At 61.6% G+C, this 26,536-nt stretch carries 24 protein-coding genes and 1 pseudogene; 9 read left to right on the top strand and 16 right to left on the bottom strand.

The features are described from left to right. Nucleotides 1-9 precede the first annotated feature (9 nt). The 5 genes and pseudogenes from ACFQDL_RS22015 (at nucleotide 10) to ACFQDL_RS21995 (ending at nucleotide 3,662) form a co-directional block, all read left to right on the top strand. Nucleotides 10-1,372, top strand: a pseudogene (locus ACFQDL_RS22015) (IS5 family transposase). Nucleotides 1,373-1,668: 296 nt separating this feature from the next. After that, nucleotides 1,669-2,055, top strand: a complete 387-nt coding sequence (locus ACFQDL_RS22010) for a septal ring lytic transglycosylase RlpA family protein (protein ID WP_379910877.1) — start codon at nucleotides 1,669-1,671, stop codon at nucleotides 2,053-2,055. Nucleotides 2,056-2,063: 8 nt separating this feature from the next. Further along, complete coding sequence (locus ACFQDL_RS22005; RefSeq protein ID WP_379910876.1) at nucleotides 2,064-2,384, top strand: antibiotic biosynthesis monooxygenase family protein; 321 nt, start codon at nucleotides 2,064-2,066, stop codon at nucleotides 2,382-2,384. A 298-nt stretch (nucleotides 2,385-2,682) separates the two neighbouring features. Continuing rightward, on the top strand, nucleotides 2,683-3,096 hold the full coding sequence (locus ACFQDL_RS22000) for an SRPBCC family protein (protein ID WP_379910875.1): 414 nt from the start codon (nucleotides 2,683-2,685) through the stop codon (nucleotides 3,094-3,096). Between the two features lie 107 nt (nucleotides 3,097-3,203). After that, nucleotides 3,204-3,662 (top strand): SRPBCC family protein, encoded by a 459-nt coding sequence (locus ACFQDL_RS21995; protein WP_379910874.1) that lies wholly within the window; start codon nucleotides 3,204-3,206, stop codon nucleotides 3,660-3,662. A gap of 255 nt (nucleotides 3,663-3,917) precedes the next feature. On the opposite strand, the gene sthA is transcribed toward ACFQDL_RS21995, so the two are convergent. From sthA to ACFQDL_RS21945, 10 genes are all read right to left on the bottom strand, one after another. Further along, nucleotides 3,918-5,318, bottom strand: coding sequence for a Si-specific NAD(P)(+) transhydrogenase (gene sthA, locus ACFQDL_RS21990; RefSeq protein WP_379910873.1), 1,401 nt, complete (start codon nucleotides 5,316-5,318; stop codon nucleotides 3,918-3,920). 166 nt (nucleotides 5,319-5,484) lie between these two features. Next, nucleotides 5,485-5,721, bottom strand: coding sequence for a (Na+)-NQR maturation NqrM (gene nqrM / locus ACFQDL_RS21985; protein ID WP_379910872.1), 237 nt, complete (start codon nucleotides 5,719-5,721; stop codon nucleotides 5,485-5,487). Between the two features lie 9 nt (nucleotides 5,722-5,730). Further along, on the bottom strand, nucleotides 5,731-6,765 hold the full coding sequence (locus tag ACFQDL_RS21980) for an FAD:protein FMN transferase (RefSeq protein WP_379910871.1): 1,035 nt from the start codon (nucleotides 6,763-6,765) through the stop codon (nucleotides 5,731-5,733). Nucleotides 6,766-6,780: 15 nt separating this feature from the next. Then, entirely contained in the window at nucleotides 6,781-8,007 is a 1,227-nt protein-coding gene (nqrF, locus tag ACFQDL_RS21975) for an NADH:ubiquinone reductase (Na(+)-transporting) subunit F (RefSeq protein WP_379910870.1), read from the bottom strand. Nucleotides 8,008-8,040: 33 nt separating this feature from the next. Continuing rightward, nucleotides 8,041-8,649, bottom strand: a complete 609-nt coding sequence (nqrE, locus tag ACFQDL_RS21970; RefSeq protein ID WP_188860196.1) for an NADH:ubiquinone reductase (Na(+)-transporting) subunit E — start codon at nucleotides 8,647-8,649, stop codon at nucleotides 8,041-8,043. A gap of 3 nt (nucleotides 8,650-8,652) precedes the next feature. Continuing rightward, nucleotides 8,653-9,312, bottom strand: a complete 660-nt coding sequence (locus ACFQDL_RS21965) for an NADH:ubiquinone reductase (Na(+)-transporting) subunit D (protein WP_379910869.1) — start codon at nucleotides 9,310-9,312, stop codon at nucleotides 8,653-8,655. A gap of 3 nt (nucleotides 9,313-9,315) precedes the next feature. Continuing rightward, nucleotides 9,316-10,095 carry a Na(+)-translocating NADH-quinone reductase subunit C gene (locus ACFQDL_RS21960; RefSeq protein WP_379910868.1) on the bottom strand — a complete coding sequence of 260 codons (780 nt, stop codon included), beginning with the start codon at nucleotides 10,093-10,095 and terminating at the stop codon, nucleotides 9,316-9,318. After that, a complete protein-coding gene (locus ACFQDL_RS21955; protein WP_379910867.1) occupies nucleotides 10,085-11,293 on the bottom strand; it encodes an NADH:ubiquinone reductase (Na(+)-transporting) subunit B in 1,209 nt (402 codons plus the stop codon). The genes ACFQDL_RS21960 and ACFQDL_RS21955 overlap by 11 nt, the downstream gene beginning before the upstream one ends. A 3-nt stretch (nucleotides 11,294-11,296) precedes the next feature. Next, nucleotides 11,297-12,643 carry a Na(+)-translocating NADH-quinone reductase subunit A gene (locus ACFQDL_RS21950; protein ID WP_379910866.1) on the bottom strand — a complete coding sequence of 449 codons (1,347 nt, stop codon included), beginning with the start codon at nucleotides 12,641-12,643 and terminating at the stop codon, nucleotides 11,297-11,299. Between the two features lie 366 nt (nucleotides 12,644-13,009). Continuing rightward, nucleotides 13,010-14,449, bottom strand: a complete 1,440-nt coding sequence (locus ACFQDL_RS21945) for a glyceraldehyde-3-phosphate dehydrogenase (RefSeq protein ID WP_379910865.1) — start codon at nucleotides 14,447-14,449, stop codon at nucleotides 13,010-13,012. Nucleotides 14,450-14,765: 316 nt separating this feature from the next. On the opposite strand from ACFQDL_RS21945, the gene mfd reads away from it, so the two are divergent. Continuing rightward, nucleotides 14,766-18,200, top strand: coding sequence for a transcription-repair coupling factor (gene mfd / locus ACFQDL_RS21940; RefSeq protein ID WP_379910864.1), 3,435 nt, complete (start codon nucleotides 14,766-14,768; stop codon nucleotides 18,198-18,200). Further along, on the top strand, nucleotides 18,197-18,796 hold the full coding sequence (locus tag ACFQDL_RS21935) for a CsiV family protein (RefSeq protein ID WP_379910863.1): 600 nt from the start codon (nucleotides 18,197-18,199) through the stop codon (nucleotides 18,794-18,796). The genes mfd and ACFQDL_RS21935 overlap by 4 nt, the downstream gene beginning before the upstream one ends. A 124-nt stretch (nucleotides 18,797-18,920) precedes the next feature. Here ACFQDL_RS21935 and ACFQDL_RS21930 read toward each other — a convergent pair whose 3' ends face one another. The 5 genes from ACFQDL_RS21930 to sohB form a co-directional block, all read right to left on the bottom strand. Beyond that, nucleotides 18,921-20,063 carry a mechanosensitive ion channel family protein gene (locus ACFQDL_RS21930; RefSeq protein WP_379910862.1) on the bottom strand — a complete coding sequence of 381 codons (1,143 nt, stop codon included), beginning with the start codon at nucleotides 20,061-20,063 and terminating at the stop codon, nucleotides 18,921-18,923. A gap of 66 nt (nucleotides 20,064-20,129) precedes the next feature. Continuing rightward, the gene (gene nagZ / locus ACFQDL_RS21925) at nucleotides 20,130-20,936 is read right to left on the bottom strand and encodes a beta-N-acetylhexosaminidase (RefSeq protein ID WP_379913255.1); all 807 of its coding nucleotides are present in this window, start codon (nucleotides 20,934-20,936) and stop codon (nucleotides 20,130-20,132) included. 187 nt (nucleotides 20,937-21,123) lie between these two features. Further along, complete coding sequence (locus ACFQDL_RS21920) at nucleotides 21,124-21,603, bottom strand: L,D-transpeptidase family protein (protein WP_379910861.1); 480 nt, start codon at nucleotides 21,601-21,603, stop codon at nucleotides 21,124-21,126. Then, nucleotides 21,600-22,256 (bottom strand): TetR/AcrR family transcriptional regulator, encoded by a 657-nt coding sequence (locus ACFQDL_RS21915; RefSeq protein ID WP_379910860.1) that lies wholly within the window; start codon nucleotides 22,254-22,256, stop codon nucleotides 21,600-21,602. The genes ACFQDL_RS21920 and ACFQDL_RS21915 overlap by 4 nt, the downstream gene beginning before the upstream one ends. Before the next feature lie 56 nt (nucleotides 22,257-22,312). Then, nucleotides 22,313-23,233 (bottom strand): protease SohB, encoded by a 921-nt coding sequence (gene sohB, locus ACFQDL_RS21910; protein WP_379913253.1) that lies wholly within the window; start codon nucleotides 23,231-23,233, stop codon nucleotides 22,313-22,315. Nucleotides 23,234-23,470: 237 nt separating this feature from the next. Here sohB and ACFQDL_RS21905 point away from each other — a divergent pair, with 237 nt between their 5' ends. Further along, nucleotides 23,471-23,794, top strand: a complete 324-nt coding sequence (locus ACFQDL_RS21905) for an SCP2 sterol-binding domain-containing protein (protein ID WP_379910859.1) — start codon at nucleotides 23,471-23,473, stop codon at nucleotides 23,792-23,794. Between the two features lie 163 nt (nucleotides 23,795-23,957). Here ACFQDL_RS21905 and nudC read toward each other — a convergent pair whose 3' ends face one another. Then, nucleotides 23,958-24,740 carry an NAD(+) diphosphatase gene (gene nudC / locus ACFQDL_RS21900; protein WP_379910858.1) on the bottom strand — a complete coding sequence of 261 codons (783 nt, stop codon included), beginning with the start codon at nucleotides 24,738-24,740 and terminating at the stop codon, nucleotides 23,958-23,960. A gap of 272 nt (nucleotides 24,741-25,012) precedes the next feature. Here nudC and nhaB point away from each other — a divergent pair, with 272 nt between their 5' ends. Further along, nucleotides 25,013-26,515 carry a sodium/proton antiporter NhaB gene (gene nhaB, locus ACFQDL_RS21895; RefSeq protein ID WP_379913251.1) on the top strand — a complete coding sequence of 501 codons (1,503 nt, stop codon included), beginning with the start codon at nucleotides 25,013-25,015 and terminating at the stop codon, nucleotides 26,513-26,515. The last annotated feature ends 21 nt before the right edge of the window (nucleotides 26,516-26,536 follow it).

Raw genomic sequence — 26,536 nt, 5'->3', positions numbered from 1 at the left:
CGTCGAATTATGAAGCCCAAGAAGAAGATCCACGAACCGCAGAGTGACTTGTTCAAACCGCGCCTGGAAGACATCGTCAATCCGGCCCATCCATTGGTGCGGCTGACAGCGGTCATCGACTGGGACCGGCTTGATGGGGAACTTGGGCAACACTTCGCGCCGGTCGGCGCGGCTGCTCTACCGTCGCGGCTGATGGCGGGGCTTTTGTATCTGCAACACCTGCACAACCTGTCCGACGAAGCGCTGTTGGCGCAGTGGCTGGAGTCGCCGTATTACCAGTACTTCTGCGGCGAGACGTTCTTCCAGCACGACCTGCCTTGCCACCCGACCAGCCTGGTCAAATGGCGGCAGCAGCTGGGCGAAGAAGGCTGCGAATGGCTGCTGACCGAGACGATCAACGCCGGCCTAAAGTTGAAGGTGATCAAGCCCTCGAGCCTGAAGCGGGTGGTCGTGGATACGACGGTGCAGGAGAAGAATATCACCTTCCCGACCGATGCCAAGCTCTATCACAAGGCGCGTCAGCAACTGGTCGGTGTCGCACACGAGTTAAAGCTCACGCTGCGGCAGACCTACGACAAGGCCTGCGCTGAGCTGATGCCGAAGATCGGCCGTTACGGGCACGCCAAGCAGTACAAACGCATGAAGAAGGCGATCAAGAAAGTGAAGGGCTTTCTGGGGCGTGTGGTACGTGATCTGGAGCGCCAGGTCGAAGCCCAGGGGCTGGTGCTGAGCGACAAACAGCAGGTCTGTCTACGCCAAGCCAGGCAATTGCTGGTCCAGAGCCGCAACAGCAAAAACAAGCTGTACAGCCTGCATGAGCCGGCCGTTGAATGTATCGCCAAAGGCAAGGCCCACAAACGCTACGAGTTCGGCGTCAAGGCCAGCATCGCGGTCACCGCCAAAGAGTCGTTCATCCATCGTCGGCGCCCGCAGCTATGCGGGCAATCCGTACGACGGCCATACGCTGGCAGATCAGTTGCAGCAAGTGGAAACGCTGTCAGGCCACAAGCCGGCGTTCTGCTTCGTCGACCGTGGCTATAAGGGCTCAGGCGTGGACGATGTGCAGGTGATCATCGCCGGTCAGAAGCGCGGCGTGCCGGAGTCGGAGAAGCGCTGGATGCGGCGACGCAACAGTGTCGAGCCGGTCATCGGCCACCTGAAATCCGATGGCAAGATGCGACGGTGCTTCCTGAAAGGCGCGCTGGGCGATGCGTTCAATGTACTGCTGTGTGCCTGCGGCCAGAATCTGCGCAAGCTGCTGCGGTGGCTTTATTGTGCCCCGAAAAAATACCGTCTGCTGCTGCAATCGGCGCTCAGCGCTATGCTGAGCGGGCTGAAAACTGGTCAGGACCGAATAGCACTTGCCGCTTGAACGCCACCTTGTCGTGGTGCATTAAAAATGCGACCGGCGGACAAGAGCGCTGATGCATTCAGAAGGCAGTTTTTCAGGGACGACTACACAGGGTGTAAGGGGCCAGACCTGGGCACGAACCCCAGCCTCCAGGCTTAGTTCAATTTTCTCGTTCAGATCGCTGTCATCGATATTTGAAAAGCAGTCGAGGAAGGCTGCCAGACCGTTAAGGTTCGAGTTGGCCTACGTCTGTATCATGCTCCCCAGATCCGACGTTACGGTCAAACATTAGCTTTTAATAAAAGAATATCTTGACGATGAATTATCTTGTGAGATTCCTGGCAGCGCTGGTTTCGATTTCGATTATAGGCTGCAGCAGTGTCAAGACTGAAAAGATGTCCGATTGGACGGGGTACACAGAGTCGGGAAAAGCTTCATTCTATGCGGATAAACATCAGCACAACAAGACCGCCAGTGGCGAACTGTACAATCATGATTTAAAAACTGCAGCGCACAGAAGCCTCCCTTTTGGCACCCGAGTAAAAGTCACCAACATAAAAAACGGTAAAACCGTGATTGTCAGAATAAATGATCGCGGACCTTTTATTAAGGGGCGAGTCGTGGACCTTTCAAAATCCGCTTTCAGCAGTATAGGCTTCCCTTCTTCGGGTCTGATTGACGTCAAAATCGAAGTTATAAAATAGGATTAACAATGTCATCGATTGCTAACACACCCCAACCGCCCTATTACGCCGTGATCTTTACTTCGCTTCGTACAGAGGGCGATAACGGCTACACGGAAATGGCAGACCGGATGGCGGTTCTTGCGTCAGAACAGCCTGGATTTCTCGGGATCGAGTCAGCCAGAGAAGCGGTCGGCATTACCGTTTCGTATTGGTCGGATCTCGAGTCGATAAAAAACTGGAAAGCCAACCTTGAGCACCTGAAAGCTCAAAAGCTAGGACGTGAGCAGTGGTATTCATCGTTCAAGACAAGGATTTCCAGGGTTGAGCGTGATTACGGAATTTACTGACCCGGAGGATTAGTAGGTGAAACAGGGATGTTTCATCATTGGCCGCAGGCCGATGCGAACGCCACTAAAGCCAGCATCTCCGCGCGCCTGCGCCCGCTTTTGTGGCGTGACTGACAAAATGGGTAGGGGCGGGTCTGGCAGCGATATCGCAGTATCGTCTGACCGGGCATGCCCGACCGCTGAAATATTTTCCAGCTGCTGTCGATTGCCGCTCACCCCGTTCGACAACCCTATGAAGCCACAAGAGGCGGCTTCAAAGATGAACGGTCGACCTTTCTGAACCTACCTGGGAGTCAAGATGAAAATTTCGATCGAAACATTGGTCAAGGCGCCGCTGAGCCGCGTATGGGATGCCTGGGTCACGCCCGATGACATTACCCACTGGAACTTCGCCATCGATACCTGGTGCTGCCCTGCGGCGGAGATCGATCTCAGGGTCGGAGGCAACTTCAGTTACCGCATGGAGGCCCGTGACGGATCGATGGGATTCGACTTCGCGGGCCAGTTCACGGCAATCGAACCCTGCAAGCTGATCCGCTTCAGCCTCGGGGATGACCGGGAAGTGTCGGTGGAATTCAGCGAAAGCCGGGACGGCGTCCGGGTCGTCGAAACCTTCGATGCCGAAGACGAGAACTCGGCGGAGCAGCAAAGACAGGGCTGGCAGGCTATCCTGAACAACTTCAAAAAGCACGTCGAAGGCAGGAACGCCTGACCGCAACAGGCAAGCCGGGTCCCGATTGCTCGCGGCAGCCCGGACACAGATGGACGCCGGGCGCGGTACGCACGCCGGGTGGAATCGCCGAAAACGGGAGGATGGTCATGAACAACGAAACGGGTACGGTTCGGCTGCACCGGGTACTGCGGGCGCCCGCCAAGCGCGTCTACAAGGCGTTCACCGATAAAAGCGCACTGGAGCGCTGGCTTCCGCCGTACGGCTTTACCGGCACGGTTCACGAGATCGACGTCCGGGTCGGCGGCGGCTACCGGATGTCTTTCACCAATTTCGGTACCGGCAACAGCCATTCGTTCAGGGTCGAGTATCTCGAACTGGTCCCCGACCAGCGTATCCGACATACCGATCGCTTCGACGACGCCAGCCTCCCCGGCGAGATGCTCGTCACGATCGAGCTGAAAACGGTGTCCTGTGGCACGGACATCAGCATCGTCCAGGAAGGTATACCCGCGGAGATTCCGGTGGAGATGTGCTACCTGGGCTGGCAGGAGTCGCTCGCGCAACTGACCCGGCTGGTCGAGCCGGAGATTCCCGACCATGGATAAGTAAGGTTCATCGCAGAATAGCGGGAAACGCTCGCTGACAGCCCTTCGGTGCGGTGCGCTTCGCTCCCCTGATATCGCTCCCTGCGATATCAGGATTCCCTCCATCCCTGGATGGTTACCAGGGCCCTACACCGATTTCCCGGTGAAGCGCGATGAACCACAAAAAAGCCGCATCCCCCGGGAAATGCGGCTTTTTTTGTTCCAGCTTGCAGCACGTCCGGCGCTCGGCGCTATTCTCGCCTTACGCCTTATGCCTCACAAGTTATCGATCCGGTTCAGGCCCGAGATCGCCGCGACGCGGTAGGCCTCGGCCATGGTCGGGTAGTTGAAGGTGGTGTTGATGAAGTATTTCAGCGTATTGGCCTCGCCCTTCTGCGCCATGATGGCCTGGCCGATGTGCACGATCTCGGATGCCTGGTCGCCGAAGCAGTGGATGCCGAGAATTTCCAGGGTCTCACGGTGGAACAGCAGCTTGAGCATGCCGACCGGCTGTCCGGAAATCTGCGCACGGGCGGTGTCCTTGAAGAAGGCCTGACCCACCTCGTAGGGAATGCACTCGGCGGTCAGTTCCTCTTCGGTCTTGCCGAGCGAGCTGATCTCCGGAATCGTGTAGATGCCGGTCGGCACTTCGTTGATATAGCGGAAGTCTTCGCCATTGAGCAGGTCGGCTGCCGCCGAGCGCCCCTGGTCCAGCGCCGCCGACGCCAGGCTCGGCCAGCCGACGACGTCACCGGCCGCGTAGATGCCTTCGCAGCCGGTGCGGTAATGCTCGTCGACTTCGAGCTGGCCTCGACTGTTGGCTTCCAGACCGATATTTTCCAGCCCCAGCTGGTCGGTATTGCCGGTACGACCGTTGCACCAGAGGAAGGCATCGGCGCGGATGCGCTTGCCGGATTTCAGCGTCAGGGTCACGCCGCCCTGGTCACCGACGACCGACTCGTATTCCTCGTTGTGGCGAATTTTCACGGCGTTGTTGCGCAGGTGATAGCTGAGCGCGTCGGAAATCTCGCTGTCCAGGAAGGACAGCAGCCGGTCACGGTTGTCGATCAGGTCGACCTTGACGCCCAGACCTGCAAAGATCGACGCGTATTCGCTGCCGATAACCCCGGCACCGTAGATGATCAGGGTCCGCGGCGTATGGCCGAGCTTGAGGATGGTATCGGAGTTGTAGATGCGCGGGTGGTTGAAGTCGACATCGGCCGGCGTATAGGGACGGGAGCCGGTGGCGATGACGACATTCCGGGAACGCAGGGTCTCGTCGCCGTTGGCGGTGCCGCGCACCAGGATGGTGTTCCTGTCGGCGAACTCGGCACGGCCGAAGAAGACGTCGACACGGTTGCGGGCATAGAAGTTGGTGCGCAGCATCACCTGACTGGCGATCACCTTTTCGGCGCGGGACAGCACATGGGGGAAGGAGAACCAGCGCGGCTCGCCGATATCGCGGAACATCGGGTTGGTGTTGAACTCGATGATCTGCTTGACGGAATGACGCAGCGCCTTGGACGGGATGGTGCCCCTGTGGGTACAGTTGCCGCCGACCAGGTCCTTCTCCTCGATCACGGCGACACGGCGCCCCTTCTTGACCGAGTTCATCGCCGCTCCTTCCCCCGCGGGACCGGAGCCGATCACGATGACATCGTAGTCATATACTGCCATTCGTTTCCCCTTCACTCTTCGTCTGTCGCCCTTGTTGCCGGGCGTTATGTTATTCCATCACGGCTTTATGATGGGTTGCGCGATGCACGAATCCCGCAGAAGCTTCAAGCTCAGCCTGTTGCATCGCTCCACCCATCCTACGGCTTCACAGCCTCCGGCTTTTCCTTCAGGCGCCGCTCTTGACCTCGTAGGCCAGCTCTGCCGGTTCGCGGCTGGCGGACTTCTTGGTTTCTTCTTCGCACTTGTTCGGGTTGCCGCCGCAGATATCGCAGACGGTATCCATGCCGATGGCGCTCATGCCACCGCAGGACCCCTTGATCGGCTTGCCGCCCAGCAGCACGCCGATGGACATCGCCAGAATGACAACGCCCAGGACCACAAAGGTCAGAATCATTACGTCCATTGCATCACCTCATTCGGTCAGGTAGGGCTCGAACGCCGGCGTCATCCGCTCGACGAAACCCTGTTCCGATTTGACGATAAAAAACGCCGCCACTCCGTTGTCGACCGCATACTGGTAGCCGCGTTCATCCCCCAGCACCGTCAGCAGCGTCGCCATGCCGTCCGCTTCGGCGCAGGTCGGGCTCAGCACCGTGACCGATGCCAGCTTGTGGCGGATCGGCCGGCCCGTCGCCGGGTCGATGGTATGGGAGAAACGAACGCCATTTTCCTCGAAATAGTTGCGATAGTCACCGGAGGTGGCCACGCCGATTTCATGCACCTCGATGATGCGCTGCACATCGCGGCCGCTGCTCACCGGGCTCTCGATGGCGATGCGCCAGGGGCTGCCATCGGGTTTCTGGCCCCGGGCCCGCAGCTCGCCGCCCACCTCGACCAGATAGCTGTCGATGCCTTCGCCTTCCAGCACCCGCGCCAGCTCGTCGACGCCATAGCCCTTGGCGATGGCCGACAGGTCGACATAGAGCGCGGCAGCCTTGCCAACCCGGTGACGGTCCGCATCCAGATGCAGCTTGCGAAATCCGACCCGCTCGCGAATCTGCTCGATCTTCTCGTCACTGGGCGCATGGGTCACCCGGCCGTCGGGTCCGAATCCCCAGAGGTTGACCAGGGGGCCGACGGTGACGTCGAAGGCGCCATCGCTGCTCTTGCTCAGTTGCTGCGACAGGCTGAGCACTTCGAACAGACCATCGGACACTTCGGTGCTGTACCCGGCCGGCTGGCGGTTGAAGCGCGACAGTTCCGAGTCCTCGATATAAGTCGACATCGACTGGTTGACCGCCGCCAGGGACTGCTCCAGTAGCGGCGCGATACGCTCCAGGCTACCGGCGTCGGCCGAAACCCACTTTACGGTGAAGCTGGTGCCCATCGTCGGGCCACTGTGGCTGAGCACCTGCGGCTTCGAATCGCAGCCGCCAAGCATCCACAGCGCCACAAACAAAATGGCCAGCAGCGAAGCTGCTGGCCATTTCGATGTCAGCTTCGGCAAGGAAGCGACCATCCATCAACCACCGAAGTCGTCGAGCAGGATGTTTTCCCGCTCGACACCGAGGTCGAGCAGCATCTGGATCACGGCCGCGTTCATCATCGGCGGCCCGCACATGTAGTACTCGCAATCCTCCGGTGCCTCATGGTCCTTCAGATAGTTTTCGTACAGCACGTTGTGAATGAAGCCGGTGTAACCGGTCCAGTTGTCTTCCGGCTGCGGATCCGACAGTGCCAAGTGCCACTGGAAGTTCGGATTCTCGTCCTGCAGCTTGTCGTACTCTTCGCCGTAGAACGCCTCGCGCATGGAGCGGGCGCCGTACCAGAAGCTGATCTTGCGCTTGGAGTTCAGACGCTTCAGCTGGTCGAAGATGTGCGAACGCATCGGCGCCATGCCGGCACCACCGCCGATAAAGACCATCTCGGCGTCGGTGTCCTTGGCAAAGAACTCGCCGAAAGGTCCGTACACGGTGATCTTGTCGCCCGGCTTCAGATTGAAGACGTAGGACGACATCTTGCCCGGCGGATGGTTGGTGCCCGGAGGCGGCGACGCGATACGGATATTGAACTTGACGATGCCCTTCTCTTCCGGGTAGTTCGCCATCGAGTAGGCACGGATCACGGTCTCGTCGACCTTGGATACGTACTGCCAGACGTTGAACTTGTCCCAGTCGGCCCGGTACTCCTCTTCGATGTCGAAGTCCTTGTAGTGCACCTCGTGGGGCGGCGCTTCCAGCTGGACGTAGCCGCCGGCACGGAAGTCGACGTTCTCGCCTTCCGGCAGACGCAGCGTCAGCTCCTTGATGAAGGTCGCAACGTTGGGGTTGGAGTCGACGGTGCACTCCCACTTCTTGACGCCAAAGATGTCGTCTTCGAGTTCGATCTTCATATCCTGCTTGACCGCGACCTGGCAGGACAGACGCCAGCCATCTTTCGCTTCACGCAGGTTGAAGTGAGACTCCTCGGTCGGCAGCATCGAGCCGCCGCCCTCTTCGACGATGCACTTGCACTGGGCGCAGGTACCGCCGCCGCCACAGGCGGAGGGCACGAAGATCCCGGCATTGGCCAGGGTGGACAGCAGTTTGCCACCTGCCGGTACCGTGATGCTCTTTTCCGGATCGCCATTGATATCGATATGGACGCTACCGGTACTTACCAGTCTTGAACGGGCTGCCAGGATAACCGCGACCAGTGCCAGCACCACCGCGGTAAACATGACAACGCCGAGAACGATTTCAGCATTCATAGGCTTTAACCTTCCTTCTGTTGATCATGTTCCTTACAGCTGGACACCGGAGAAGGACATGAAACCCAGAGACATCAGACCAACGGTAATGAAGGTGATGCCCAGGCCTCGCAGTCCAGCCGGCACGTCGCTGTACTTGAGTTTTTCGCGAATACCCGCCAGCGCGGTGATCGCCAGCGCCCAGCCGGTACCGGCTCCGACGCCATAGACGACACTCTCGCCGAAGGTGTAGTCACGTTCGACCATGAACAGGGCCGCACCCATGATGGCGCAGTTCACGGTGATCAGCGGCAGGAACACGCCCAGCGCGTTGTAGAGCGCCGGCACGAACTTGTCGAGGAACATCTCGAGGATCTGCACGATCGCCGCGATAACGCCGATGTACGAGATATAGCCGAGGAAACTCAGGTCGACGTCGGGATAACCGGCCCAGGCCAGCGCCCCTTCGCGCAACAGGTGGTTGAAGATCAGGTTGTTGACCGGCGTGGTGATCGCCAGCACCACGATAACCGCGATGCCGAGACCGATGGCGGTCTGAACCTTCTTCGAGATCGCGAGGAAGGTGCACATCCCGAGGAAGAAGGCCAGCGCCATGTTCTCGACGAAGACGGCCTTGACGAAAAGGCTGATCAGCTGTTCCATGATTTACACAGCCTCCTTCTTGCTGTTCGGGGCCAGCACGTACTCCGGCTCTTCGACCTGCTCCTTCTTCCAGGAGCGGACGATCCAGATGAACATGCCGATAATGAAGAATGCGCTCGGCGGCAGCAGCAGCAGACCGTTGGCCTGGTACCAGCCACCATTGCTGACCAGCGAGAGAATCTCGACGCCGAACAGCGAGCCGGCACCGAACAGCTCGCGGATGAAACCGACGAACATCAGTACCGCGCCGTAGCCGAGGCCGTTGCCGATACCATCCATGAAGGAGATCACCGGCGGGTTCTTCATCGCGAAGGCTTCGGCACGCCCCATCACGATACAGTTGGTGATGATCAGGCCGACGAAGACCGACAGCTGTTTGGAGATCTCGTAGGCGTAGGCCTTGAGGAACTGATCCACGACGATAACCAGCGACGCGATAATGGTCATCTGGCAGATGATGCGGATATTGCCCGGAATATGGTTGCGGATCAGCGAGACGAAGAAGTTCGAGAACGCCGTCACCACGATAACCGCGAGACTCATCACCAGTGCGGTGTTGAGGTTCGAGGTCACCGCCAGCGCCGAGCAGATGCCGAGGATCTGCAGCGCGATCGGATTGTTCGCGAAAATCGGTTTCGTCAGGATATCTTTAGTGGTAGCCATCGCTTACACCTCCCCTGCTTTCAGGTTGGCCAGGAACGGCGCGTAACCGTTCTCGCCGAGCCAGAACTGAACCAGATTGGTCACGCCGTTGCTGGTCAGGGTCGCACCGGACAGGCCGTCGACCTGATGCACCGCGTTCGGCGAAGACGGATCGACGTTGCCCTTGACCAGGCGCAGCTCAGGGTCCATGGACCCCTCGTCGTAGACCTTCTTGCCGGGCCACAGCGCCTTCCAGGCCGGATTGTCGACTTCACCGCCCAGACCCGGGGTCTCGGCGTGGGAGTAGAAGCCCAGACCGACGACGGTGTTCAGGTCGCCTTCCAGCGCCAGAAAACCGTACAGGGTGGACCAGAGGCCATAGCCATGTACCGGCAGGATGACCTTCTCGATCTGCTCGCCGTCCTGAACCAGGTAGACAGGCATGTAGCGCGCCTGGCGCTTGATCGAGGCGATATCCTCTTTGCGGTCCAGCTTCTCCGACAGGGCCGGGTCCTTCGCCGCCTTCATCGCATCGTAGGTCGCCGGGTCCACCTCGTCGGTGAACTTGCCGGTCTCCAGGTCGACGATGCGGGTGGTGATCTGCCCGAACAGCTCATCGACCGACTTGGACGGATCGCTGATCCCGGCCGCGGCCAGGATGTTGGACTTGCGGTCCAGCTCCTTGTTGGAAACCTGCTGCGGTTTCAGCAAAACCGCAGCGGCGGAAACCACGACGGAGCAGATCACACAGAGCAGTACCGTAACGGTAATTGTCTTACCGATCGTATCGTTGTTAGCCGACATTGCGCGCCATCCTCCGCTTGATATTCGCCTGCACCACGAAGTTGTCGATCAGCGGTGCAAAGAGGTTACCGAACAGGATCGCCAGCATCATGCCTTCCGGGAACGCCGGGTTGACGACACGGATCAGCACGACCATGACGCCGATCAGTGCACCGAACCACCACTTGCCGATGTTGGTCATCGAGGCCGAGACCGGGTCGGTCGCCATGAAGAACAGACCGAAGGCATAGCCGCCGAGCACCAGGTGCCAGTAGAAGGGCACACTGAACATCGGGTTGGTGTCGGAACCGATCAGATTCAACAGTACGGTGGTGGCGATGGTGCCGACCAGCACGCCGGCCACGATACGCCAGGCCGCAACCTTGGTATACAGCAGTACCAGTCCGCCGATCAGGATCGCGAAGGCCGAGGTTTCGCCGACGGAACCTTGGATGCTGCCCATGAAGGCGTCGAACCAGGTGATGTTCTGCGCCAGGATGGCATCGACGCCACCGGCGGCGGCCAGGCCCAGCGGGGTCGCGCCGGAAAAACCGTCGACCGCGGTCCAGATGGCATCACCGGACATCTGCGCCGGATAGGCGAAGAACAGGAAGGCACGGCCGGTCAGGGCCGGATTGAGGAAGTTCTTGCCGGTACCGCCGAACACTTCCTTGCCGATCACCACGCCGAAGCTGATACCCAGCGCCACCTGCCACAACGGTACGGTCGGCGGCAGGATCAGCGAGAACAGGATGGAGGTGACGAAGAAGCCTTCGTTGACTTCATGGCCACGCTTCATCGCGAACAGCACTTCCCAGAAACCGCCGACGATGAAGGTCACCGCGTAAATCGGGATCCAGTATGCCGCTCCGTGGATGATGTTGTCCCAGAGGCTGTCCGGATTGAAGGACGTCAGCGCGCCGGCGACAGCTCCCTGCCAGGTGTTGGTCTCGGTCAGTCCGAGAGACGCCATGGCAGTGTTGGCCTGGAAGCCGACGTTGTAGAGGCCGAAAAGCACGGCCGGGAAGGTGCACATCCACACCAGGATCATCATGCGCTTGAGGTCGACGCCGTCACGTACGTGCGCCGCGCTCTTGGTCACCTGACCCGGGGTATAGAAGATGGTATCGACCGCTTCGTAGAGCGCGTACCAGTTTTCGTATTTGCCGCCCTTGTGGAAATGCGGCTCCATTTTGTCCAGAACGTTTCTCAGACTCATGGATCAGGCCTCCTTCTCGATACGCAGCAGGTTGTCGCGCAGGATGGGACCGTACTCGTACTTGCCGGTACAGGCGAAGGTACAGAGCGCGAGGTCTTCCTCGTCGAGTTCGAGACAGCCCAGCTGCATCGCATGGACGATATCGCCGGTGACCAGCGCGCGCAGCAGCTGCGTCGGCAGGATATCCAGCGGCATCACCTCCTCGAACTGACCCACCGGCACCATGGCCCGTTCGGAACCGTTGGTGGTGGTGGTGAAGGAGAACTTCTTGCCAGGCGACAGCAGCGAGCTGAACATGTTCAGCACCGAGAACTTGTTGGCGCCCGGCGCGACCCAGCCCATGAATTCACGCTTGGTGCCCTCTTCGAGCACGCTGACCTGGGTCGCGTAGCGGCCCAGATAGCCCAACGGCCCCTTGGCGGCACGGCCGTTCCAGACGGAACCGCTGATGACGCGGTTGTCGCCGGCCTTCAGGCGGCCCTGGCACAGTTCCTCCAGGCTCGCGCCCAGCCGGGTGCGCAGCAGCGTCGGCTTTTCGACCTGGGGGCCGCCCAGCGCGACAACCCGTTCGGTCGGCAGACGCCCTTCGGTGAACAGCTTGCCGAAGGCGATGACATCCTGATAACCGATGGTCCAGACGAACTTGTTTCGGCTGACCGGATCGAGGAAGTGGATATGGGTGCCCGGGTTGCCGGCCGGGTGACGGCCATCGAACTCGGCGATCTGAACGCCGTCAACGGCGGGCAGCTTGGCACCGGCACCGGCCGCCTGGCACAGATAGACCTTGGTCTTGGTCAGGCGGGTCAGCAGTTTGAGGCCGTTGACGAAGGCCTCCGGCTGCTCGGCGATGATCACCTGGGGATCGGCCGCCAGCGGATTGGTATCCATGGCGGTGACGAAAATGGAATTCGGTTCGGTGCCCGGCTGTGGCACACGGCTGAACGGACGGGTACGGAACGCCGTCCAGAGACCGGACTCGACCAGGTTCTGTTCGACCTGCTCGCGACTCAGGCTGGCGAGTTTGCCCGCCTCGTACCTGGCGAACTCCACCGCATCCTCGTCGTCATCGAGCTCGATGACGACGGTCTGCAGCACGCGTCGTTCGCCCCGGTTGATATCCTTGACGACACCTGCACCCGGGGCCGTAAAGACAACACCTTCTGTTTTCTTGTCTGAAAAGATCACTTGACCGAGTTTCACCCGGTCACCCACCTTGACGGCCATCGTAGGCTTCATGCCTACATAATCAGGACCCGCCACGGCGACGGTACGCACTTTCGGAGCAGCACTGATCACCTGCTCCGGCGCGCCCGCAATCGGTAGATCCAGACCCTTGCTGATCTTGATCATACGCCTCACCCATCACGTTAAAATTGTCTCGGGTCTTCATCCTGAAACCATCCCCTCGTCAGACGCCTGTCCCCAGCGGCTGTCGGAATCTGGTTATTATTGTTTCAGGAGTCGAAAAGCCCCACCCAAAAAACCGCGTTAGTATAACTGAGCGGAGCCGTGCTTTTCTACAAAGCGCCGGTCCAATCAGCCGCCTTTGCGGATTCAATTTCCGATAATTTTCAACGGACTTTGTGATCCAGTACGAAAATCGCGCAGGATAGGATCGGTGAGTGGTGATTGGTGAGAAAGAATCGTAGGTCGGAATAAGCGAAGCGCATTCCGACACAACACCGGGTGGGCAGGAAGCCCACCCGGTTGGCGAGATCAGATCTCTTTCGGCGGGAAGGCCGGCAGGGTGCAGTGCGCCATGGCCTGCATCATGCGGAAGACCTGACAGCTGTAGCCGAACTCGTTGTCGTACCAGACGTAGAGCACGCAGCGATTGCCGTCGACGATGGTCGCCAGACCGTCGACGACGCCCGCGGCGCGGGAGCCGACGAAGTCGGTGGACACGGCTTCCGGCGAGTTGCTGTAATCGATCTGCTTTTGCAGGTCGGAGAACAGCGCGGCATTGCGCAGGAAGTCATTCAACTCGTCCTTGGTGGTGGCCTTGTCGAGGTTCAGGTTCAGGATCGCCATCGAGACATTCGGCGTCGGCACGCGGATCGCGTTGCCGGTCAGCTTGCCTTCGAGCTCCGGCAGCGCCTTGGCCACGGCCTTGGCCGCCCCTGTCTCAGTGATGACCATGTTGAGGCCGGCGGCACGACCACGACGATCACCCTTGTGGTAATTGTCGATCAGGTTCTGGTCGTTGGTGTAGGAGTGCACGGTCTCGACGTGCCCGTTGACCACGCCGAAGCGGTCATTGAGCATTTTCAGCACCGGCACGATGGCGTTGGTGGTGCAGGACGCAGCCGACAGGATGCGGTCGTCATCGGTGATGTCGCCATGGTTGACGCCCATGACGATGTTCTTGACGCCCTTGCCCGGCGCGGTCAGCAGCACACGGGACACGCCGTTGGCGCGCAGATGCAGGCTGAGGCCGTCGGCATCGCGCCATTTGCCGGTATTGTCGACCACCAGCGCATTGCTGATACCGTAATCGGTGTAGTCGATGGTGTCCGGTGCGTCGGCGAAGATCACCTTGATGACATTGCCGTTGGCGATGAGGGCCTGGTTCTCGTGATCGACCTGAATGGTGCCCTTGAAGGAACCGTGAACCGAGTCGCGACGCAGCAGGCTGGCACGCTTCTCGAGATCGTTGTCCGCGTTGCCCTTGCGCACGACGATAGCGCGCAGGCGCAGCGACTGGCCACCACCGGTTCGCTCGATCAGCAGACGGGCGAGCAGACGACCGATGCGACCGAAACCGTACAGGACAACGTCGGTCGGCTCGCGCTCGGGCGCGCCGATGACGTCGCTCAGCTCGTTCTTCAGGAAGGCTTCGAGATCGCCGTTACCTTCGTGGCGAAACTTGATTACAAGCTTGCCCACGTCCACATGGGCATTGGCGACACCCAGTTTGTCGACAGCTTCCAGAACCGGATAGGTATCGTGAACGCTGAGCTCTTCCTGGTCTTCCATCATATTACGCGCGAAACGGTGCGCTTTCAGGATATCGGTGACGGAACGCTTGTGGACCAGGCGTCCGAAAACGGACGTCTCGACGTTGCGGTCACGGTAGAGGCGGCCGATCAACGGCACCATGGCCTCGGCCCGCGCTTCACGCGCTTTCCAGTCTGCGAAAACTTGCTCTTGGCTCACAGGTCACTCCAAAAAATCGTCAAGGCTGAAATTGGCTGCGCGCGCATTATCCCCTTTTAGCACCACTCGGGCAAATCGTACGCCCTCCTACTTTGGCAGGAACCGCGTCTGGCAGGAACCGCGCCGCTCGCTGCACTCGGTTCTTTTCGGTTAATATAGGCGCCTTTTCACGAACCCCGAAAACTGGCGTCCCAAAAGGGGGCCTCGCGACGAGCCCGCTCGCCGCCCCGGGGCATGAAAGCGGTCAGTGGCGAGCGACCGGCCCGGCACGCGCCACCCGCCGCTTGCGGCTTTCCATACAGGCAAGGAGTCAGCAGTGTTCAAAGCGGATTACCCGATGCCGGCAGGCGCGGGCGATATCAAGCGCGTCGGCCAGCTCAGGGGCAGCGCCCAGGGCTACCTGATCACGGAGGCGGCGCGGCGTCACGACGGCATCACGCTGGTGATCGCCGCCTCCAGCGACGAAGCCTCGCGCCTGGCCAGCGAAGCAGCCTTTTTCGACCCGCAGGCCGAGCTGCTGACGTTTCCGGACTGGGAAACGCTTCCCTATGACAACTTCTCGCCGCACCAGGACATCATTTCCGAGCGTATACACAGCCTCTACCGGCTGCCGCAGCTGAAGCGCGGCATTCTGATCGTGCCGGCGTCCACGCTGATGCACCGGCTCGCACCGCGCGCCTTTATCGGCGGCAACAGCCTGCTGCTCGATGTCGGCCAGAAGCTCAACCCCGAGGCGATGCGCCGCCTGTTGACCGACGCCGGATACCGCGCCGTCGAGACGGTCTACGAACATGGCGAGTTCGCCCAGCGCGGCGCCATTCTGGACATTTATCCGATGGGCAGCCGCCTGCCCTATCGCATCGACCTGTTCGACGACGAGATCGAAACGCTTCGCTGTTTCGACCCCGAGACCCAGCGCTCGATCGAACAGGTCGAACAGATCAGGCTGCTGCCGGCACAGGAGTTCCCGTTCCATGGCAATGCCATCGCCAGCTTCCGTCAGCGCTGGCGTGAGCGCTTCGACGTCGATCCCAGGCGCTGCACCATCTACCAGGACGTCAGCGACGGCCTGATTCCCGCCGGCATCGAATACTACCTGCCGCTGTTCTTCGAGCAGAGCGCCACGCTGTTCGATTACCTGCCGGACAACAGTCTGGTGATCTGCACCTCCGGCCTAGAAACGGTCGCACAGCAGTTCTGGAGCGAGGTCGAAGAGCGCTACGAGGAGCGCCGCCACGATGTCGAGCGGCCGCTGCTCGAGCCGGCCGAAGTCTTTATCCGCGTCGACGAGCTCTTCGCCGCACTGAAGCGGCTGCCTCGACTGGTTATACAGCCCGAGAGCGTCGGCTCCGGTGCCGGCAGCCAGGACAGCCCGTTCGACGAACCGCCGGCACTTCCGGTCAACGCCCAGGCCAGCGAACCGCTGGCCGCACTGAAGGCTTTTCTCGACGCTCATCCGGAGCCGGTGCTGTTCTGCGCCGAGTCGGCCGGGCGGCGCGAATCGCTGCTCGAACTCTTCGGGGCAGCCGGCATCCATCCCGAGCCGGTCGACGACTGGGCCGATTTCTCGGCACGGAGGCCACGCAGGGGCATCTGCATCTACCCGCTGGAGCGGGGCCTCAGCCTCCCGGGCAGCGTTCAGCTGATCACCGAGACCCAGCTCTTCGGCCAGCAGGTATTCCAGCGCCGGCGCCGCAGCCGCGACCAGGAGCAGGCCGACCAGGTGGTCAAGAACCTGTCGGAGCTGCGCATCGGCGCACCGGTGGTGCATATCGACCACGGCGTCGGCCGCTACCAGGGCCTGCAGTGCATCGAACTCGATGGCCAGCAGAACGAATTCCTGACCCTGGAATACGCCGACAACGCCAAGCTCTACGTGCCGGTCAGCGCACTGCACCTGATCAGCCGCTACAGCGGCACCAGCGACGAAATGGCGCCACTGCACCGGCTCGGCACCGAGCAGTGGAGCCGCGCCCGGCGCAAGGCGGCGGAAAAGGTGCGCGACACGGCCGCCGAACTGCTCGACATCTACGCCCGTCGCGGTGCCCGCAAGGGCTTCAGCTTCACCTCGCCGGACGAGGATTATCGCCGCTTTGCCGCCAGCTTCCCGTTCGAGGAGACCCCGGACCAGGCACTGGCGATCGAGGCGGTGATCCGCGACATGACCGCACCGCAGCCGATGGACCGGCTGGTCTGCGGCGACGTCGGCTTCGGCAAGACCGAGGTGGCGATGCGCGCCGCCTTCCTGGCGGTGCAGAACAGCAAACAGGTGGCGATCCTGGTGCCGACCACCCTGCTGGCGCAGCAGCATTACGACAACTTCCGCGACCGCTTCGCCGACTGGGCGATCAATGTCGAGCTGATCTCCCGCTTTCGCAGCGCAAAACAGCAGCAACAGGCCCAGGACAAGCTGGAATCCGGCGAAATCGACATCATCGTCGGCACCCACAAGCTGCTGCAGGGCGATATGAGGTTCAAGGACCTGGGGCTCGTGATCATCGACGAGGAACACCGCTTCGGCGTGCAGCAGAAGGAGCGCCTGAAATCGCTGCGCGCCCAGGTCGACATTCTCACCCTGACCGCGACACCGATCCCCCGCACCCTGAACATGGCGATGTCGGGTCTGCGCGACCTGTCGATCATCGCCACGCCGCCGGCGCGCCGGCTGTCGGTCAAGACCTTCGTGCGCCAGAGCGACAAGCCGATGATCAAGGAGGCAATCCTGCGCGAACTGCTGCGCGGCGGCCAGGTCTACTACCTGCACAACGAGGTCAAGAGCATCGAGCGCACTGCCGAGGAGCTGATGAACCTGGTGCCGGAAGCCCGCATTGGCATCGGCCACGGCCAGATGCGCGAACGCGAACTCGAACGGGTGATGTCCGACTTCTACCACAAGCGCCATAACGTGCTGGTCTGCACCACCATCATCGAAACCGGTATCGACATTCCGAACGCCAACACCATCGTCATCGACCGCGCCGACAAGTTCGGCCTCGCCCAGCTGCACCAGCTGCGCGGCCGGGTCGGACGCTCGCATCACCAGGCCTATGCCTACCTGCTGACGCCACCGCCCCAGGCGATGACGCCGGACGCCGGCAAGCGCCTCGAAGCCATCGCCCAGGCGGACACCCTCGGCGCCGGCTTCACGCTGGCGACCCACGACCTCGAGATCCGCGGCGCCGGCGAGCTGCTGGGCGAGGAGCAGAGCGGCCAGATGCAGACCGTCGGTTTCTCACTGTACATGGAGATGCTGGAGCAGGCGATCGAGGCGATGCGCGCAGGCCGCACCCCCAATCCGGACGCACCGCTGCACCATGGCCCCGAAATCAACCTGCGCGTACCGACCCTGATCCCGGACGATTACCTGCCGGATGTTCACAACCGGCTGATTCTCTACAAGCGCATCGCCAACGCCGCCAGCGACCGGCAACTGCGGGAACTCCAGGTCGAGATGATCGACCGCTTCGGCCTGCTGCCGGAGCCGGTCAAGAGCCTGTTCCGGCTGACCGGACTGAAGCTGCGCGCCGGACAGCTGGGCATCAACAAGATCGACGCCGCAGACAAGGGCGGACGCCTGGAGTTCAGCCACGAAACCGGCGTCGACCCGATGAAGCTGGTGACGCTGGTCCAGACCCAGCCCCGACGCTACAAACTGGAGGGCGCCAGCCAGCTGCGCTTCATCTTTGACATGACCACCGCCGACCAGCGCTTCCAGACGGTCGAAAACCTGCTGAACGAGTTAGCCGCATGAAAAAGCCGAACCATCACCGATCTGTTTTTCTGACCCTGGCACTGCTGATTTTCAGCCTGCCAGTACTGGCCGAGGACCCCTGGTACAAGGTCGAGGTGCTGGTCTTTGCCCACAACAGCCAGCCGGCGATGAAGGAACAGGCATGGCGCGACGAGGAAGTGCCGCGCCGCGCCGGCGCCGTGGAGCTGGGCAACGGCGGCAACGGCGCCTACCAGCGCCTGCCGGGCAGCAACCTGGTCCTGACCGCCGAGAAAAACCGCCTCGCCGGCCAGGCCGCATACCGCACCCTCTTCCATGGCGCCTGGTACCAGCCGGTCGGCCGCGAAAGCAGTGCCCGCCCGGTCCATATTCGCGGCGGCAACCTGATGGCCAACGGCGTCTACGAACTGGACGGCTACGTCAGCATCGACCGCGGCCGCTTCCTGCATTTCCGCCCGGATCTCTATTACAGCTTCGCCGCGCCCGCCAGCAGCAACGACGGCTACGGCAGCTCGATACTGAGCGCCAACCTGGATACACCGCGCCGCATGCGCTCGGACGAGATCCATTATCTCGACCACCCGCTGTTCGGCGTGCTGGTACTGATTCAGCGGTAGGCGTTACGGGTTAGGCGTAACGCGTTACGCGTTAATCTAATCGCAGGTGGGGTGGAAGCCCGCAGGGCCGAAACCCAACACCGGGCAAGCAGCAGGATATTCGCCCGCGGAGCGGGCGAATATCTTATCGGCTGTGCTCGACCGCCGGCTCCGGCCGGGCGACGGGTGCCGGCTGGGCGCCCTCGGGCATCGAGGCCAGGTGCAGCGTCTGGGTCGGAAAGGCCACTTCGGCACCGTGCTGCTCGATGATCGCCATGATGCGCAGCAGCACGTCCTGCTTCACCTCGTGGTAATGCACCCAGTTCACCGTTTTGGTGAAGGTGTAGATGAAGAAGTCCAGCGACGAGGGCCCGAAGCGGTTCAGGTTGACGATCAGGGTCTGGCTCTGATCGATCTCTTCGTGCTCGCGCAGCATCTGCTGAACATCCTCGATGACCTGCTTGACCCGGTGAGCATCGTCGTAACGCACCCCGATGGTTTCGTAGATGCGGCGATGGGTCATGCGCGACGGGTTCTCGACCGAAATACTGGCAAAGGTCGCATTGGGCACGTACAGCGGGCGCTGGTCGAAGGTGCGGATGCGGGTCTGGCGCCAGCCGATATCCTCGACCGTGCCCTCGATATTCTGATCCGGCGAACGGATCCAGTCGCCGACCTTGAACGGACGGTCGAGATAGATCATCAGCCCGCCGAAGAAGTTCGCCAGCAGGTCCTTGGCGGCGAAACCGACCGCGATGCCGCCGATACCGCCAAAGGCCAGCACCCCGGAGATACTGTAACCGAAGTTCTGCAGCATCACCAGCACCGCGGTGATGATGACCGAGAGTCGCAACAGCTTGCCGATCGCCGACGCGGTGGTCAGATCCATCGGATTCTTGACCCGGTCGGGCGACACCAGCACCTGCTCGGCCCCCTTGATCAGCCGCACCAGAAACCAGGTCAGCAGCAGGATCACCGCCATGCGCCGCAGCGGATCGACCACCTCCAGCAGCGAGGTACCGGTACGGCGGTCGATCACCTCGACCGCCCAGGCGCCGCCGAAGACCCAGATCAGCGCCGCGATCGGACGCCGGGCGGCATTGAGCAGCAGATCATCCCAGATAGTGCGGGTACGCGACAGCCGCTCGTGCAGGAACCCGAAGACACGATTCGACAGAAAATTGGCCAGCATGGTGAAGAATACGATCAGAAAGACCGGTATCACCCAGCGCGACTCGGGGCCGAAGGGCCAGTAGCGCAACAGCTGATCGATAAACTCCTGCCACATCCGTTCACACCTCCTTCAGCTGTGCCGCCAGCGCCACGGCCCGGGCGCGACGCTGCTGGTCCGGCGTCACACCGGCGCGGTGGCGCAGCCGGCGCGCGTCACGGCATTCCGGCGCCGGGCAGGCCGCCAGATAGTCGAGCACCTCCAGCGCACCGGCGCGATGGTTGCACACCAGCAGCATGTCGCAGCCGGCCTCGAGTGCCCGCGCAGCCCGGTCGGCATAGCCGCCGGCGAACCCCGCCCCTCCATGCTCAGGTCATCGCTGAAAATGACGCCCTGAAACCCGAGTTCGCCCCGCAGTATCTGCTGCAGCCAGCGCCGGGAAAATCCGGCCGGACGCGCGTCCACCTCGGGGTAGATCACATGGGCCGGCATGATGCCGGCAAGACCGGCCCGGATCAGTCGGGCGAACGGCTGCATGTCCGCCGCCGAGATCTGCGCCAGGCTGCGCCCGTCGGTCGGAATCTCGAGATGGGAATCGGCTTCGGCCCAGCCATGCCCGGGGAAGTGCTTGCCGGTTGCCGCCATGCCGGCCTCACCCATGCCCTGCACGAAAGACCCGGCGAGCGCCGCGACCGCCAGTGGATCGGAACCGAAAGCACGGTCGCCGATCACGCGACTGCGACCGTAGTCGAGGTCCAGCACCGGCGCGAAGCTGATATCGATATCGAAATCGACCAGCTCGGCCGCCATCAGCCAGCCCAGTTCGCGGGCCTCGGCCACCGCCTGGGCGGGTGCCTCGAGGTACCGCCGGGCCAGCGCCCCCATCGGCGGAAGTGCCGTGAAGCCGTCGCGAAAGCGCTGCACCCGTCCGCCTTCATGGTCCACCGCGATCAGAATATCGGGGGCCAGAGCCCGCACCCGCGCGACCAGATCGCGCAGCTGGTCCGGGCTGTCGTAATTGCGACTGAACAGGATCAGCCCCCACTGCCGGCTCGGCCAGCAGTTGCGCCTCTTCGGCGCCGAGAGTCGTGCCTTCCAGGTCCAGCATCAGTACCGGAGCCGTCATCGATTGTCCCTTGCTGTTGCTTGTCGTTTGAAGCTGTACCGAGCGCACCGGTCAGTCCTCGATCAGGATCTCGGTACCGGCCACCACGCGCCCGAAAAGATCCAGCAGATCGTCGTTGCGCATGCGGATGCAGCCGTGGGAAAGCGGCACCCCCATCGGCTCGCTGTCGGGCGTGCCGTGAATGTAGACGAAACGACGCATCGTATCGACCGTACCGAGACGGTTGCGTCCGGGCTCGCGCCCGCACAACCAGAGAATGCGCGTGAGAATCCAGTCCCGCCCGGGGTGCGCCGCCGCCAGTCCGGAATCATAGATCTCGCCGGTGAAGCGGCGCCCGACAAAAACGGCATTGACCGGCAGGTCGTCGCCGATGCAGGCGCGAATGTAATGACGCCCACGGGGCGTGCAACCACTGCCCTCTTGCTCACCGGGACCGTTAAGCGCGGTCGAGACCGGATAACTGCACAGCAGCCGGCCGCCTTCGAGCACCGCGAGCCGCTGCTGCGACAGCGACAGCTTCAGCTCGATCATAACCAGCAGAAACGCGTCGTTTCGGCCCGCGCCTGGAGGCCGGCTGCCAGCACCGGCACCATCCGGTGCAGCGTACGCTCGAGCTTCATCTCGCGGTCTTCGCCGCCGTCACCGATGCTGACCAGGGTCTGGAAGTTGGACAGGGTGAAGGTCACCGAGCCGAGCAGGAAATGCAGACGCCAGAAAAACTCATCGTCCTCCATGGGCGCCGAGTCGGCCCTGACCTGCATCAGGAATGGCTGCAGGCGCCGGCCATAACGCTCGGCCAGGAATTCACGCAGCTGCGCCTGGGGTCGCATGTAGGCCAGATCCAGCAGGCGCATGAACACCGCCAGTGCATCGGGCGTCTGGTTGTCGACGCTGAGCAACGCGCGCATCAGCATTTCCACCAGTTCCTCGAGCGCGATGGTCTGCTCGGCCAGTGCCGCCCGCTCCTCCAGCAGCGCCTCCAGGTTGCTCAGCAGCGGATGGATATAGATTTCGGACACCGCCAGAATCAGCTTGTCCTTGGAGCCGAAATGATAATTGACGGCGGCCAGATTGACACCGGCGCGAGCCGTGATCTGTCGCATCGTCGTCTCGGCGAATCCCTGCTCGGCGAACAGGCTCGCAGCCGCCCGTAAAATCCTGCCCGCAGTATCGGAATGCGGCATCCGTCCCTCTCCCTTTTATGCGTTATCCGGCGCCATCCAACAGGCACACCCGGCTCTCAGCGCGACAGCAGCCGGCTCCGGTAAAGCCGGTTCCACCAGCGCACCATCAGACGATCGCCGGCACTGACCGTGAAATCGCTGAGCCGCTCCTGCAGGCTTTTCTTCACCTCATAGCGGACACAGAACACATCGGCGTCCCTGGATGCCTGCATCAGATAGTCGTCGCTGGTGCTAACCTCGTCTATCAGCTTTTCGTCCAGCGCACGCTTGCCGAACCAGATTTCCCCGGTCGCCACTTTATCGATGTCCACCTGCGGACGATAACTGGAGACGAAGCCCTTGAACAGTTCGTGGGTGTCCTCGAGCTCCTCGATGAACTTCTCCCGCCCCTTGTCGGTGTTTTCGCCGAACATCGTCAGGGTGCGCTTGAACTCGCCCGCCGTCAGCACCTCGAATTCGATATCGTGCTTTTTCAATAGCTTGTGAAAATTCGGCAGCTGGGCGACCACGCCAATGGAGCCGAGCACCGCGAAGGGCGCCGCCAGCAACCGGTCCGCCAGGCAGGCCATCATGTAGCCGCCGCTGGCCGCCACCTTGTCGACGCAGACGGTCAGCGGAATACTGTGGCTGCGGATGCGCTCGAGCTGGGACGCCGCCAGGCCATAGGCATGCACCAGGCCACCGGCACTTTCGAGCCGCAGCACCACCTCGTCATCCGGTGTCGCCACGGTCAGGATGGCACTGATCTCCTCGCGCAGCGGATCGACCTCGCTGGCAGCGATATCACCGTCGAAGTCGAGCACGAACACACGGCGCTGCGCCTTGTCGGCCGCCTCGCCCTTTTTCAGCGCCTTCCTGCGGGCCTTGGCCTCCGCCTTCTCGCGCTTCTGTTCGTCCTTGACCAGCTGCTTGTAGCTGTCCTTGTCCAGCAGTGACGACTCCAGGCTGTGCTGCATGTCCTCGAGCCGCTCGTTCAGGCTGGTGACACTGATTTCACCCTCGCTGCCACCTTTGCGGCTGCGCGAGGCAATCAGGGCAATCCCCCCACCAACAGCAGCACGGCGAGCACCAGCGTAAGGGTTTTGGCCAGGAAAAGGCCGTAGTCCGAGAGGAACGAGAGCACTTGGGTCTCCAGAAAGTGTTATATCCAGGTAGCCGGCTAGGTTACCATAAAACCTTGATATCCATACCAGTTGCTTTAGACATGGAGCCTTATGAGCGAACAGCTGAGCGTCGACCGGGTGCTCGAGAAACTCCCGTCGAGATTTTGCGCCGATCAGGCACGCGGCCTGAGCAGCATTTTCCAGTTCATCCTCGATGACGAGGACGTCTTTTATATCGATATTCGCGAGCAGCGCTGCGTGGTGTTGCGCGAACGCCACCCCGACCCCGATATCACCCTGCTCCTGGACTCCACGACCTTTATTCGCGTCGTCACCGGCGAGCAGGACGGCATGAGTGCCTTCCTCAAGGGACAACTGCGCGCCGAGGGCAACGTGATGCTCGCAACGAAGCTCGGCAAGTTGTTTAGACGGTGACGCGTTACGCGTGACGGGTTACGCGCAAAAGCCGACGCCTGATGCCCGTGTAAAGGTTGAGTCATAGGTGTCTTCTTTGATTACCGGCGCGCCTCATCCACCCTCGGCATCAACATCACCGCAGTGTACGCGTCACGCGTAACCTGTCACGCGTCACTTGTCGTCACCCCGCCTCGCCGCGGCGCCAGGCCTCGATCAGGTGACTCGAGATCGCGAACGACGGTGGCAGGTCCGGCATCTCGTCACGACCGAACCAGCGCGCATCGAGGATCTCGACGCCATCCGGCACCAGGTCTCCCGCCCTGTATTCGGCGAAGAAACCGAGCATCAGCGCATGGGGAAACGGCCAGGACTGGCTCTTGTAATAACGGATATTCTGCACCTCGATCCCGACCTCTTCGCGTATTTCGCGGGCGACCGCAGCCTCGGCGCTTTCTCCAGCCTCGATAAAGCCGGCCAGGGTGCTGTAACGCCCGGCCGGATAATGGGGTGCATGGGCCAGAAGACAGCGGTCGCCCCGGTACACCAGCACGATGATACAGGGCGAGATGCGGGGATACTGGCTCAGCCCACAGGGCTCGCAGTGCTTGGCCAGATCCTGGCCGTGCTGCTGCAACGGCCCGCCGCAGCGGCCACAGAAGCGGTGCTGTTCATGCCAGACCGCCAGTTGCGCCGCGCGCGAGAGCCGGGCGTAGTCCAGTTCACTGGCCGCCGACGCGAGCAGGCCCCGCAGCTGGGCCGAGTTCAGCCCGGCGGCCGGCTCCGCGCCCCGACGCAACACCAGCAGCGTACCTTCGGCGATGCCACCCAGGGCATAGCGCGCCTCAATTTCGGCCATCCCGAGCCTGGCCACAAAGTCCGGAGAAAAGCGAAAGCCGCACTCCGGCGCCTCCAGCAGGCAGCCATCGACCGCCAGCAGTACCGTTTCCTGATCGTCACCCCTCACAAAACCGCTCCCTAGAACCCTAAAAATTACCTATATCACCTATCAAACCCAGCTGATCTTTCGCCTTTAGCAGGGAAAATTTCTAAAAAATACCGAGTTTCCCAGGCTGTCATTGACCTATCTCTATTCTTATTCGCCGCCGTCGCTGCTAGGCTAGGCGCCGTCCGAGGCGCTCGCAGAAAGCGTCCTTCTCCACATCGGGGCAAACAAACATAACAGATACTGCTGCCATAGGAAGAACATCGATGTCGCAGACCCTTTCCCAGGCGCTGGTGCGCCAGTCCCTTCCCCAGGCGCTTGCGCGCAATTTTCTGGGCAACTCTCCCGTCTGGTACAAACAGGCGATCCTGGGCTTTCTGATCCTCAACCCCATTCTGCTGCAGGTCGCAGGCCCCGTCGTCACCGGCTGGCTGCTGATCTTCGAGTTCATCTTCACCCTCGCGCTCGCGCTCAAGTGCTACCCGCTGCAGCCGGGCGGCCTGCTGGCGCTGGAAGCCATCGTTATCGGCCTCGCCAGTCCCGAGGCGGTTGCCCACGAAGTGGAAGGCAACCTGGAGGTGATTCTGCTGCTGATGTTCATGGTGGCCGGCATCTATTTCATGAAGGGAATGCTGCTGTGGGTGTTCACCAAGATTCTGCTGCGGGTGCGCTCGAAATCGCTGCTGTCGCTGCTGTTTTCGCTCTCGGCCGCCGCCCTGTCGGCGTTTCTCGACGCGCTGACCGTTACCGCAGTGCTGATCAGCGTCGGCGTCGGCTTCTATGCCGTCTATCACAGGGTCGCCTCCGGCAAGCCGTTCCAGTCCGAACACGACCACTCCGACGACGAAACCGTTGAAGAGAACTACCGCACCCAGCTGGAGCAGTTCCGCGCCTTTCTACGCAGCCTGCTTATGCACGGCGCCGTCGGCACGGCGCTCGGTGGCGTCTGCACTCTGGTGGGCGAGCCCCAGAACCTGCTGATCGCCCAGAAGGCGGAATGGGATTTCGTACAGTTCTTTCTGTTGATGGCACCGATCACCATGCCGGTACTGGCAGCGGGCCTCGCCACCTGCCTGCTGCTCGAAAAGACCCGCACCTTCGGCTACGGCGCGCGACTGCCGCGCAAGGTACGCCTGATCCTCGAGGATTTTGCCGCCGAGGAGGATCGCAAGCGCACATCGCGGGATATCGCCATGCTCGGCGTGCAGATCCTGGTGGCGATCTTCCTGGTTTTCGCCCTGGCCTTCCACCTGGCCGAGGTCGGCCTGATCGGCCTGTGCGTGATCATACTGCTGACCGCGTTCAACGGCATCGTCGAGGAACATCAGATCGGCAAGGCATTCGAAGAGGCCCTTCCCTTCACCGCGCTGCTGGTAGTGTTCTTCTCGATCGTTTCGGTGATCCACGAGCAGCACCTGTTCCAGCCGATCATCCATGCCGTGCTGGCACTGGAAACGGAGATACAGCCGGCCGTGTTCTTCCTTGCCAACGGTCTGCTGTCGGCGATCAGCGATAACGTCTTTGTCGCGACCGTCTACATCAATGAGGTGCTGGAAGCGCTGCACAACGGCGAAATCACCCGCGAACACTTCGACAAACTGGCGGTGGCCATCAATACCGGCACCAACATCCCGAGTGTCGCGACCCCCAACGGCCAGGCGGCCTTCCTGTTTCTCCTGACCTCGGCCCTGGCCCCACTGATCCGCCTGTCCTACGGCACCATGGTAGTGATGGCCCTGCCCTATACGCTGGTGATGAGCACCGTGGGCTTCGTAATGGTCTGGACGTCGCTATAGAGTTGCCTCGCAAGCAGCAGG

The sequence above is a fragment of the Marinobacterium aestuariivivens genome (genome assembly GCF_042661465.1).
GTDB lineage: Bacteria > Pseudomonadota > Gammaproteobacteria > Pseudomonadales > Balneatricaceae > Marinobacterium_A > Marinobacterium_A aestuariivivens.
The sequence above is the reverse complement of the archived record's forward strand: the minus strand, read 5'-3'. Positions and strand labels throughout refer to the sequence as shown.